At 57.0% G+C, this 12,247-nt stretch carries 8 protein-coding genes; 7 read left to right on the plus strand and 1 reads right to left on the minus strand.

The features are described 5' to 3' along the window. Positions 1–6: 6 nt before the first annotated feature. The 7 genes from FY046_RS20555 to FY046_RS20585 all read left to right on the plus strand — a co-directional run bounded on the left by FY046_RS20555 (position 7) and on the right by FY046_RS20585 (position 11,602). Positions 7–7,818, plus strand: coding sequence for a two-partner secretion domain-containing protein (locus tag FY046_RS20555; RefSeq protein ID WP_446186439.1), 7,812 nt, complete (start codon positions 7–9; stop codon positions 7,816–7,818). Then, the gene (locus tag FY046_RS20560) at positions 7,808–8,095 is read left to right on the plus strand and encodes a hypothetical protein (RefSeq protein WP_167863337.1); all 288 of its coding nucleotides are present in this window, start codon (positions 7,808–7,810) and stop codon (positions 8,093–8,095) included. The genes FY046_RS20555 and FY046_RS20560 overlap by 11 nt, the downstream gene beginning before the upstream one ends. 22 nt (positions 8,096–8,117) lie before the next feature. Beyond that, complete coding sequence (locus tag FY046_RS20565; RefSeq protein ID WP_446186440.1) at positions 8,118–8,699, plus strand: hypothetical protein; 582 nt, start codon at positions 8,118–8,120, stop codon at positions 8,697–8,699. Next, positions 8,696–9,067 (plus strand): DUF596 domain-containing protein, encoded by a 372-nt coding sequence (locus FY046_RS20570; RefSeq protein ID WP_325169034.1) that lies wholly within the window; start codon positions 8,696–8,698, stop codon positions 9,065–9,067. The genes FY046_RS20565 and FY046_RS20570 overlap by 4 nt, the downstream gene beginning before the upstream one ends. 17 nt (positions 9,068–9,084) lie before the next feature. Beyond that, a complete protein-coding gene (locus FY046_RS20575; RefSeq protein ID WP_446186441.1) occupies positions 9,085–9,651 on the plus strand; it encodes a hypothetical protein in 567 nt (188 codons plus the stop codon). 142 nt (positions 9,652–9,793) lie between these two features. Next, positions 9,794–10,228, plus strand: coding sequence for a VOC family protein (locus FY046_RS20580; RefSeq protein ID WP_200641731.1), 435 nt, complete (start codon positions 9,794–9,796; stop codon positions 10,226–10,228). 168 nt (positions 10,229–10,396) lie between these two features. After that, entirely contained in the window at positions 10,397–11,602 is a 1,206-nt protein-coding gene (locus tag FY046_RS20585) for an MFS transporter (RefSeq protein WP_200641730.1), read from the plus strand. A gap of 26 nt (positions 11,603–11,628) precedes the next feature. Here the strand turns inward: FY046_RS20585 and FY046_RS20590 are convergent, their stop codons facing one another. Further along, the gene (locus FY046_RS20590; RefSeq protein ID WP_133842415.1) at positions 11,629–12,099 is read right to left on the minus strand and encodes a YbaK/EbsC family protein; all 471 of its coding nucleotides are present in this window, start codon (positions 12,097–12,099) and stop codon (positions 11,629–11,631) included. Positions 12,100–12,247 lie beyond the last annotated feature (148 nt).

Consider the following 12,247-nt stretch of genomic DNA (forward strand, 5'->3'; position numbering starts at 1 on the left):
ACCCAGGTGAATAAGAATCTGTATCGCGTAATTTTCAACAAGGCGCGTGGCCTGTTGATGGTGGTGGCCGAAAATGGCCGTGGTCATGGTAAAGGTCCGGCGGTGAGCGGCGAAGGGCATACGCTCAGCCAGCTGATTGGCCAGCTCTCCCCGCTGGCATTCTTCACGCTGGGGGCGCTGGGCATGGTGGCGCTGATGCCACAGGCGCAGGCCGCAGGGATTGTCGCCGATGGCAGTGCGCCTTCGGGCCAGCAGCCGATGATCGGCAAAACAGCCAACGGCACGCCGCAGGTGAATATTCAGGCTCCGAGCGCGGGTGGCGTATCACGCAATACCTATAGCCAGTTCGACGTTGATAAAAAGGGCGTGATCCTCAATAACTCCCACCGCAATACGCAGACGCAGCAGGGCGGCTGGGTGGCGGCGAACCCTTATCTGGCACGCGGAGAAGCGAAAGTGATCCTCAACGAGGTGAACTCGCGCGACCCCAGCAAGCTGAATGGTTATATCGAAGTCGCAGGTAAAAGGGCGCAGGTGGTGATCGCTAACCCTGCCGGGATCACCTGTGACGGCTGCGGTTTTATCAATGCGAACCGTTCCACGCTGACCACGGGTAAAGCGATTATGCAGAACGGCCAGTTGACCGGTTATCAGGTCAATGGCGGGGAGATTGTGGTGCAGGGGGCGGGAATGGACAGCAGCCGCCAGGACTATACCGACCTGATTGCGCACACGGTGAAAGTGAACAGTGGTATCTGGGCCAGCGATCTAAAAGTGACGACCGGTAAAAACCGCGTCAGCGCCGACGGTGCCAGCGTCAGCAAAAATACGGACAGTGATAACGATGTGAAGCCAGCGCTGGCGCTGGATGTGGCCAACCTTGGCGGCATGTACGCCGGGAAAATCCAGCTGATTGGCACAGAAAGCGGTGTTGGCGTGCGTAACGCCGGAACGCTGGGCGCGCAGGCCGGTAGCGTCACCCTCAGCGCCGACGGGCATATCGAAAACAGCGGTACGATCAACGCCAGTGAAGATATTCAGGTGAGCGGCCGTGCGCTGAACAACAGCGGTACGCTGTATGCCGGACGCGATACGCGTGCCAGCGTGAGCGGTCAGTTGAACAACGATGGCATGGTGGTCGCGGCGCGTCATACCAGCGCCCGTGCAGGTGAAATCAACAGTAGCAAAAATGCCGTCTTTGGCGGCGGGGTGAAAACCGATGGCCGCCTGGGAGAAAGCGGCGATCTGGCGCTCACCAGCACCGGTAAGCTGGCCAGCCACGGGCAGAACATGGCGGCCGGGAAACTGACCGTGCAGGCGGCCGATATTGACCTCAGCGACAGCCAGACCAGCGCAGCGGAGGTGGCATTGACCACCCAGGGCACGCTGAATAACGATCGCGGAACGGTCTCTGCGCACAGCGGCGATCTGACCCTGACCAGCGCTCAGTTAAGCAACAGCGGGGGGACGTTGTATGCCGGACGTGATATGCATACCAGCGTCAGCGGACAGCTGAACAATGACGGGCTGATCGCTGCCGGACGCGATACCCTTGCCAGCGCCGGTGAGCTGAACAGCAGTAAAAATTCGGTGTTCGGCGCCGGGATTAATGCGGATGGCAGCGTTGGAAAGAGCGGCAATCTGACGCTGACCAGTAACGGGAAACTGGCGAGTAACGGGCAGAATCTGGCCGCCGGAAAACTCACGGTGCAGGCGGCAGAGATCGACCTGAGCGACAGCCGCAGCGCGGGATCGGACGTCACCCTGACCTCAGGCGGCGCGCTGAATACCGATCGCGGGATGGTCTCCGCACTGAGCGGCGATCTCTCCCTGACCAGCGCACAGCTCGACAATAACGGCGGGCGTCTGGAGTCGGCGGGCAAGGTGCAGGTGCGCAGCGCGGGCATTAACAACGTTGGCGGAACCATGGTCGGCCAGCAGTTGACGCTGGACAGCGCTGGCCAGGCACTCAACAACCAGAATGGCGGCATTGCGGCGACGGAGGGTGTCACGCTTACGGCCGGTGCGCTGAATAATGAGGGCGGCAAGGTGATTGCCGGGAAAAACCTCAACGCCGGCGTTCAGTCGGTGAGCGGCAACGGCCAGTTGCTCTCACTCGGTGACATGCAGCTGGCGGTCAACGGTGACTTCAGTAACGTGGGCAGCACGCTGGCGAACGGCAATCTCGACCTTAACGTGCAGGGCGCGCTGGATAACGCCGGGCAGCTCAATGCCGGCAAGCAGTTAGCGGTGACGGCCGCCAGCCTGAACAACCAGCAGAGTGGCGATATCAGTGGGCAGATCACCCACGTGGATGCCGGTAGCAGCCTGACCAACCGTGGCATTATCGACGGTGTGGAAACGGTGCTGCGTGCCGGAACGCTGAACAATATCGGCAGCGGTCGTATTTATGGCGATCATCTGGCGATTCAGGCCGGGGAGTTGAATAACCTGGCGGAAGGTGAGAGTGCGGCGACCATTGCAGCCCGCCAGCGCCTGGACCTCGGTGTTGGTACGCTGAACAACAGCGCCCACAGCCTGATCTACAGCGATGGGGATATGTCGATTGGTGGTCAGCTGGATGAGAACAATGCTGCCAGCGGGCGGGCAACGACGATCAACAACCACAGCGCGACGATCGAATCTATCGGCAATATGCTGATCAATACCGCCACCCTGAACAATATTAACGACCACTTTGCTACCGAGATGGTGCATCTCTCGGACGAGCAAAAAGAAGAATATATGGTGGTCGGGCTGAATAACGGCGTGCATTACGGCACCAGCGACTACAACATCAGCTTCTCTCACAACGAAGTACAGCACATCTGCATTGAAGGTGTGGTGTGTAATCAGGATCACTACTACCAGTATGCTTATACCCAGAGCACCTGGCAGGAACAGATCACGGAAAGCGATCCGGCGCAGATCATCGCGGGCGGCAGTCTGGCGATCAATGCTGACAATACCCTCAACGATAAGAGCCGCATTATTGCCGGGGGCGATCTGCTGGTCAGCAATGCCAATCTGAACAACGTGGAACTGGCCGGGACGCTGCTGGTGCAGAAAGTGGGGCAGGTGATCGAGTGGGATCGCATCCACAAGAAAGGCCATGATAAGCAGAAACATAGTGCCTCCGCTTATACGCCACCGGATGAGATCCAGTCGATTGCCCTGTCACCGAGCGTGGCGAAAGGCAACACGAAGGTGGACAGCAGTTCGCCAGCGCTCAGCGGTTTCAGCCTCGGTTTACTGAACAGTGAAGATTTGGCTTCACTGCCTGGCGGTCAGCGCATTGAGATCGCGGGCAGCACCGATTCCACGGTGATCCGCTCACAGGTGCCGGACACCACGCTGCCGGAGAACAGCCTGTTTAACCCGCTGCCATCCTCTTCCAGCAATTACCTGATCGAAACCGATCCGCGTTACACCAACCAGAAAAACTGGCTCAGCTCTGACTATATGCTTTCACAGCTGCGTTCCGATCCTGATATCACTCAGAAACGCCTGGGCGATGGCTTCTACGAGCAGCGCCTGGTGCGCGAACAGCTGGTGGAACTGACCGGCGAGCGCTATCTGGCGGGCTATCAGAGCGATGAGGATCAGTACAAGGCCCTGATGGAAGCCGGGGTCGCTTTCGGGAAAAACTTTAATCTGGTGCCGGGCGTGGCGTTGACCGCCAGCCAGATGGCAAACATCACCAGCGATATGGTGTGGCTGGTGGCGCGTGATGTCACGCTGGCCGATGGCAGCCGCCAGAGTGTGCTGGTGCCGCAGGTTTATGCCCAGGTGAAACAGGGCGATATTGATGGCAGCGGGGCGCTGCTGTCCGGGCGTAATATCGCGGTGGGTGTCAGTGGCAATATGCTGAACTCGGGCCGCGTAAATGCCACCCAGCTGCTGAGCATCAGCGGCGATAGCATTACCAACGTGGGGGGGATCATCAGCGGCGGCAACGTGCAGCTGCTGGCGAACAATGATCTGACCAACAATGGCGGCATCATCCAGGCGCAGACCTCGCTGGTGGCCAGCGCGGGACGCGACCTCAACCTTGTGTCGCAAACCACCCATACGGAAAGCACCAACGGCAGCAACACCTTTAGCCGCGATACGGTGTCGCGCGTGGCAGGCATGTATGTGCAGCAGGATGACGGCAAACTGGCCTTACAGGCGGTGCGTGACGTCAATCTGCAAGGGGCGAAGGTGGTGAATACGGGCGAAAACAGCCAGACCACCGTGCTGGCCGGGCGTGATGTGAATCTGACAACGGTCAACTCCGGTGCCAGCGACAATGTGGTATGGAATAAAGACAACCACCTGAGCCAGAGCAACACCACGGCGGTGGGCAGTGAAATTACGGGCGCCGGCGATGTGGCGGTGCAGGCGGCAAACAATATTGCAGCGGCAGCGGCCACGCTGAATGCCGGTAGCGGCCTGAGCCTCGCCGCGGGCAATGACATCACCATTGGCACGGCCAGTGAGCAGTCGTCGCTGGATATGGCCTCCAAAGTGAAAGGGTCGGGCTTCCTCTCCAGCAATACCACTACCACGCGAGCCGGATTTGAGGCAGAAAACGCAGCAGCCAGCAGCCTGGGCGGAGAAAATATTACCCTGTCGGCCGGGCACGATCTTGGCATCAGCGGCAGCAATGTGGCTGCCGATAAGAGCCTGACTGCAAAAGCGGGCAACAATCTGACGGTTGATACCGCTGAGGAGAGCCGCGACGGTTGGGCGATGAAGCAGAAAACCAAGTCCGGCCTGATGAGCAGCGGTGGCATTGGCGTCACCATTGGCTCCACCTTCGATAAATCCACCGATGAAACCACCAGTCTGACGGCGCAGGGCAGCCAGCTGGGATCGGTCAACGGCGATACCACGCTGATCGCCGGTAACGATTTGAAAATAAAAGGATCGGAGGTGATCGCCGGTAACGATATTAATCTGATCGGTAAAAACGTTGAAATCGGCTCAGCAGAAAATCGCGCCAGTAAACACAGTACAACAGAGTCGCGTTCCAGCGGGCTGAAGCTGGCATTGTCGGGTGTGGCGGGATCGGCGTTAAATACCGCGAAAACCATTTCTGAGATGGAAACGGATAAGCAGGACAGCCGCATGGCGGAACTGCAAAGGGTTAAAGCCGGGCTGGACGGCTATCAGGCCGCGCAGGCCGTGCGCGGCGCGATCCAGGATCCAACCAACACCGAGTTTGTCGGCATCAGCCTGTCGCTGGGCATGCAGAAATCACGGAGTGAAAGCCAGAGTGATCAGATGACCTCGGCGGGCAGTGCTATTCAGGCAGCCCAGAATCTGAATATCTTTGCTAACGGCACCGACGGTTCAACGCAGGATGGCGATATTCTGGTGCAGGGCAGCAAGGTTCAGGCTGGTAATGAAATGTTGCTGTCAGCGGCGCGCGATATCACGCTGAAATCCGCCGAAAATACGCAGTTGACCAGCAGCAGTAACAGCAGTGGCGGTGGGGAAATTGGCGCCAGCATCGGTGTCGGCAACGATGGAGCGGGTATCAGCATCTTCGCCAATGGCAACAAAGGCAAAGGCAATGAGAAGGGTGATGGCCTGACTCATAACGAAACCACCCTGGATGCCGGTAACAAAGTGACGCTCCTGAGTGGCCGTGATACCACCCTGACTGGTGCGCAAATTAGCGCCGACCGCGTGGTGGCGGATGTCGGGCGTGACCTGACCATCACCAGCGAACAGGACAGTAACCACTACGATTCAAAACAGCAGAACATCAGCGGTGGCCTGAAATTCACCCTGGGCACAATGAATGCCAGCGGCAACTTGTCGATCAGCAAGGATAAGATCGACAGCAACTACGACAGCGTGCAGGAACAAAGCGGCATCTTCGCCGGGGACGGCGGCTACGATGTCACCGTCGGTAATCATACCCAACTTAATGGGGCGGTGATTGGCAGTACCGCTGAGGCGGCGAAAAACCGTCTGGATACCGGCACGTTAGGCTTTAGTAATATTGAGAATAAGGCCGATTACGCGACGTCTGGTGTCAGCGTCGGGCTGTCCAGCCAGTTCAAGCTGGAAAAAGACAGTGGGGCATCTGCTGAAGACAGCAGTAAAGAAAAAAAACCTCTGGCACCGATACTGACTCAGTTGGGCCAGAATGTTGCGCCAACGTCGATGTCAGCGATTCAGGCCTCCGGGGACGACTCCAGCACCACTCACTCGGCGGTCTCTGATGGAACGCTCATCGTGCGTAATGGTGACAGCCAGCAGCAGGATGTCAGCACCCTGAGCCGTGATGTGGAACATGCTAATCAGACGCTCAGCCCGATCTTTGACAAGGCCGCAGAGCAGAAGCGCCTGCAAAAAGTGCAGTTGATCGGGTCTATCGCTGCTTCAACCATGAACACCGTACTCACCGAACGCCAGCTGTATGCTAACCAGCAGGGCATGGATGCGGTAGGTGAAAAACCGGGGGCTAATGCCACATCTCAGGATCGTGCAGATTACTGGACGGCAGTAAAAGAGAGCAGTGCCTATAAAGAAGCGATCAAAGGTTACGAGCCAGATGACACCTGGGTTAAGGCAGGAAATGCGGCTGTCACGGCAGTGGGCGCACTGGCAGGCGGCGACCCGGCGAAAGCGCTGGCGCAGGCCTCGGCGCCTTACCTGGCGGGTGTGATTAAAGATGTCACCTATAAAGATCCTGACCATCCAACGACGCAGGAAATAGCCACTAACGCCTTTGCCCATGCGATCCTCGGCGGTGTCGTCGCCGAAATGAGCGGGCAGAATGCGCTGGCTGGTGCAGTAGGTGCAGGGGGCGGCGAGCTGGCTGCCCGTGCGATCCATCAGGCTCTTTATCCGGATGTCGCGACCGATAAGCTTGATGGTCAGCAAAAAAATACCATTAAAAATCTGGCACTGATCGCGACCAGCCTTACCGGCTCGCTGGTGTCAGGTGATGCGGCGGGGAGCGTTGATGCCTATAAGGCTGGCGATAATGCCATCACCAATAATTACCTGAAACCTGAGCAGATTGATAAGTTTGCTGCGAAAGCTCAGGGATGTAAGGCACGCGGTGACTGCGCCACGGTCAGAAAAGAGATGCAGGAACTCAGCCTGAAACAGCAGGATGAGCTGATTGCGGTCTGTGCCACCGATGCGGCGGCCTGTAAGGCTAACTTTGGCGATGTGACGGCCAATGGCATGCTGGTTCGCGAGGCGATCGATCGTGTGCTGGGCGCCGATGACGTGCCCTGGCAGATGAAGAACGACATGTCGTCACTCTATGCCCAGCAGATTGAGGCGGAAGGGGTGGTGTCCAGCACGGAGTTTGCGAAGCAGTTGCAAAGCCGCTACGGGATGGATTCTGAGCGAGCGCAGCTTCTGGCCGGTGCCGCGCTGGGGGCGTTGAGTGGCGGAATTAAGGGCACACGCACCCCGAGGGTGAGCAGCAGCAAGGGCAGCAGTCCTGTCAGCGGTAGCGGCGGAACGGGCAGCAACGTCACGCCGACGCCGCCGGTAACTGGCAGCGTACGCGAACCGGCACTGCCGCTGGGCAGCAAACAAAACCAGATGAATCAGCCTAAAAACCCGTCTTATCAGCCGGTAAGAAACGAGGTGGGCACGATCAGCAACCGCGAGTATTCAGGTCACGCTTTAGATAGAATGCAGGACCGTGGCATCATGCCGTCGGTGGTGGAAAACACCATTAAAACAGGCAATGCTACCTCAAGCCGGGGTAATACAACGGTCTATTACGATGCCACCAATAATGTCTCGGTGGTCACGAACAGCTCTGGAAAAGTGGTGACGGTCAAATATGGTAAATAAGGCGCAGTTGATTGAACGGGGAGCGCGGGCGTCGGAGGATTTGTTTGCCTGGGCCAGTTTTGTCGCAGAGACCGAGTTTCTGTGGCAGGACAGCGCCCTGGTTAAGGATGCCGATGCCTGGCAGAGCCTGTGGTTTGAGCTGGAAATCGTCAATGGCCTGGCGCTGGCAGAGTGGGAAGAACAGGGGCGCCCCGCTGACTGGTCGGCAGTCTGGTGCGAAAACTACCGCCAGGATGCCCGCGAGCTGGTGGCGGAGCTGCTGGCCCTGACCGCCTGATAGCCCACAAGGAGAAATGCTGATGTTCCGTCAAACCACGCTGTCCCTGCTGCTGGTCGCCGCCAGCGGCTGTAGCCAGTTTCCGCATAATTCGTTCTTTACTCCGCCTGCGCCAGGCCCGGATACGGCATCGGTGCGCATTGTTGGCGGCACCGAGCTGGCGTCAATTCAGCAGGAAAATGAGGGCCAGCTTACGGGGGGGCTGGTGCGCAGTAGTGAATTTATCTTAACTCACACTCAGGACGGCGGGATGCCGGTGGCCAGTGGACAGGATAAAGCGTCCTGGAGCGATTTTTATGAAACCCCGGTGATAGCGGGCAGAAAAACCCGTATTGGCCTGGTGTATCACGGCAGTAATAACCAGTGCAGCAGTTCGATGACGTTTGTACCGCAGAAAGGTCACTACTACCAGTTTGGCCTGCAGGTTGACCTGCGTCTGCGCCAGTGCCGTGGTTTGCCGTATGAGCTGACAAAAAATAACCGGGGAGAGTGGCAGCTTCAGCGTATCAGCGATGTCGTCTGGGGGGGGAAATATGGTCATGAAGATGCAAACTGGCAAAAAATGCCGGATACACAGGTGCCTCCCAAAGTCTTAGCACCTTGAGTGCGCTGAAAAGAGAAGGCATTTATCAGGCCGTGATCGCCAGCGCCCGGGGATTGTCACTCGGCGCCCTCTGGCAGCATCTTGAGGTTGAGTGCCGCAGCATGGCGGATAACAGCGCCGTGAGAAAAGAGCTTTTCTTTGATCTGCTGCAGCAACTGATGAAGAGCGGTCAGGTCCGGCTGGCGTGCGACGGTACCTGGCTGACGGGCACGGTTGAGGAACAGCTTAAGTGTCTGAATGAGGCCTGGCCGCAGCCCGACTCTGACGATGAGTTAGACAATCTTGATGATACCGGCTTCTGGTTTCTGGCAAAAGCGCCCGCCGGGCTGGTGTGGATCACCGCTGACGGGCAGGAAGTCTGGACCTGATAGTGTGGAGTAAGCCGATGCATTGTCAACGGATATTACCGCTGGCGGTGCTGCTGCTCAGCGGCTGTAGCCTGCTGCCACAGCAGGAGTTTTTCACCCCGCCTCCGGCGGGTGCTGAAGTAGCTCAACTGCGCATTATGGGCAGCACGGAAAGTAATGCCCTGTATCAGATAGAGGACGGCAAACTGCGCGGCGGGCTGATCCGTGAAAGTAACTGGGTTCAGCGTAATACGCAGGACCAGGGCATGCCAAAAGTCAGCGGTAAAGAAGCCACTTACACCAGTGATTATTTCGAAACGCCGATTTATGCGGGCCGAAAAACCACGGTATATCACAGCTATACTCGCGGCAGGAACCGCTGCATGAACATCGTCAGTTTTGTTCCAGAAAAGGGCCACTACTATCAGTTGAGCCAGGCGGTTGATCTGAAAATGTATCGGTGCCGTACCTGGCCGAATGAACTGGTCAAAAACGCTGATGGTCAGTGGGTGCTGAAACCTATTGCTAACGTCACTTACGGTAATAAATATCTGCCACAGGATGGTGGCTGGCAGAAGATGGTGCGACTGGTTTCCGAACAGTGATCCTGCCCCCTTGCTGTTGCTTGTTTTCTGCACATATTTAGCGCTTTCCGTGCTCTCCTCGTTTTGTCCCGCACTGACGATCACTTGCTGTGACCGGCACACGCCATGATAACCCATCTGATGATACGAGAAGGAGCGGGCGATGAGTGCTCACGATGTGGGATTCACCCATGTAGCGTTTGAAGTGCAGGACTTACAAAAGAGTATCGATTTCTATCAGCGTTACGCCGGTATGCAGGTGGTGCATCAGCGCCAGCCGGGTGTACCAGAAGCACAAGAGGTTGCCTGGCTTTCTGACCTCTCCCGCCCGTTTGCGTTGGTACTGGTGCAGACGGCGGTCAGAAGAGACACACCACTTGGTCCCTTCGGCCATCTTGGTGTGGCCTGCGCCACGCGTGAAGAGATTGACGCTAAAGTCGTGATGGCGCAGGAAGAAGGGGTACTGCGTAAAGCCCCGGTAGCCTCTCCCGCTCCTGTGGGATACTGGGCGTTTTTTGCCGATCCTGATGGCAACACGCTGGAACTGTCATACGGCCAGCAGGTTGGGCTTCAGGCTATGGTAGCCCGCGATATTTAGTGGAGAAATTCTCGTTAACAGGCTAATTATTAGTCTGTTAACATAATGACATCGCCTTTTACAGTCTGAAGAGAACCCTGACAAAAGCGCCGCAATCTACGTCCTTCTTACATGCTATAAACAAATCATTAACATTGTTTGTGTGCTTTTAAGACAGGACTCTCTCCTATGTTTAACTGGACTTCGACTCAGCGCAACGTGGCGTTCGCCAGCTTTGGCTCTTGGACGCTGGATGCGTTTGACTTCTTTATTCTGGTGTTTGTGCTCAGCGATATTGCGGCGAATTTTCATGTCAGCATTACCGATGTGTCACTGGCGATTATGCTGACGCTGGCCGTGCGGCCTGTGGGGGCGCTACTGTTCGGCCGTCTGGCGGAAAAGTATGGTCGCCGTCCGATTCTGATGGTCAATATCATTGCATTCACTATCTTCGAACTGCTCTCCGCCTGGTCACCTACGCTGGTGTGGTTTCTGGTGTTCCGTGTGGTTTATGGCGTGGCGATGGGCGGCGTGTGGGGCGTGGCTTCCTCGCTGGCGATGGAAACCATTCCTGACCGTTCGCGTGGGCTGATGTCCGGTGTGTTTCAGGCGGGTTATCCCTGCGGGTATTTGCTGGCATCGATCGTCTTTGGATTGTGCTACGGCCTGGTGGGCTGGCGCGGCATGTTTTTGATTGGTGCACTGCCGATTCTGCTGCTGCCGTTTATCTATTTTAAGGTGCCGGAGTCGCCGGTGTGGCTGGCTGCCCGTGAGCGTAAAGAGACGGTGGCGTTGCTGCCGGTGCTGAAAAGTCACTGGAAGCTGTGTATTTATCTGGTGTTACTGATGGCCTGCTTTAACTTTTTCAGCCACGGTACGCAGGACCTCTATCCGACCTACCTGAAAGTGCAGCACGGTTTTGATCCCCACACGGTCAGCATTATTGCCATCTTCTACAACATTGCGGCGATCCTCGGTGGCATTTTATTTGGTTCACTGTCGGAGAAAATTGGCCGTAAGAAAGCCATTATGATCGCGGCCTTCCTTGCACTGCCTGTGCTGCCACTGTGGGCGTTTTCCAGCGGTTCATGGATGGTGGGTATCGGCGCATTTCTGATGCAGTTTATGGTGCAGGGCGCGTGGGGCGTGGTACCGGGTTGGCTCACCGAACTGGTGCCTGCCAGTGCACGAGCGGTGTTGCCGGGGTTTGTCTATCAACTGGGTAATCTGGTGGCGTCGGTGAATGCCACACTGCAATCGAAGATTGCCGTGGCCAACGGCAATGACTACGGAATGGCGATGGCGGTGGTGGCCGGAACGGTAGCGGTGCTGATCTGCGTGATTGTGGCGTTTGGCCGCGAAACGCGTGGGGTTAAGATTTCCAACAGCGCGTAGGGCCAGGCATGCCTGACCCTGCATGCTTACAGGGCAGGAGGCTGGCAAACATCAACCCATTTAGCATCGGTTAGCTGTGCCATATACTCTGGCGAAATGCGTACCGCACTGTGGATAGCGCCTGCGGCGGGCAGGACTTCCTGATAGTCCCTGAGCGAGATATCGCAATACACCGTCAGCGGATTTTCCAGGCCAAACGGGCACACGCCGCCCACCGGGTGCCCGGTGAGGCTTACCACTTCATCGGTGTTCAGCATTCGGGCTTTGGCACCCAGCGCCTCTTTCAGTTTGCGGTTATCCAGCCGGGCATCACCACGGGTCACGATCAATACCACCTGGTCTTTCACTTTGAGTGACAGCGTTTTCGCAATCTGCCCGGGTTCAACCCGGTGAGCGGCGGCGGCGAGGGCGACGGTGGCGGTGCTTTCTGACAGTTCAATGATGTCAATTTCGGGTGCGCGATCGGCAAAAAACTGCCGTACTGACTCCAGACTCATGCTGATCTCCTGCTGTTTAAGGCGATAAAATTGCCATATTGTCAGCGGTCTGTAAAACGGAAAAACACGTCTTCTCCCTTAGAGGATAAACTCAGATATTAATCATTAAAAAACTTAATTCGCGCTAATACCGTAATTCAATGCTGGC

The organism is Erwinia sp. 1181_3 (genome assembly GCF_052824965.1).

Excerpts from the sequence above, each read along its gene's own strand:
- FY046_RS20590 (WP_133842415.1), bottom strand. The coding sequence starts at position 12,099 with ATGAGTCTGGAGTCAGTACGGCAGTTTTTTGCCGATCGCGCACCCGAA.
- FY046_RS20560 (WP_167863337.1), top strand. The coding sequence starts at position 7,808 with ATGGTAAATAAGGCGCAGTTGATTGAACGGGGAGCGCGGGCGTCGGAG.
- FY046_RS20575 (WP_446186441.1), top strand. The coding sequence starts at position 9,085 with ATGCATTGTCAACGGATATTACCGCTGGCGGTGCTGCTGCTCAGCGGC.
- FY046_RS20585 (WP_200641730.1), top strand. The coding sequence starts at position 10,397 with ATGTTTAACTGGACTTCGACTCAGCGCAACGTGGCGTTCGCCAGCTTT.
- FY046_RS20565 (WP_446186440.1), top strand. The coding sequence starts at position 8,118 with ATGTTCCGTCAAACCACGCTGTCCCTGCTGCTGGTCGCCGCCAGCGGC.
- FY046_RS20580 (WP_200641731.1), top strand. The coding sequence starts at position 9,794 with ATGAGTGCTCACGATGTGGGATTCACCCATGTAGCGTTTGAAGTGCAG.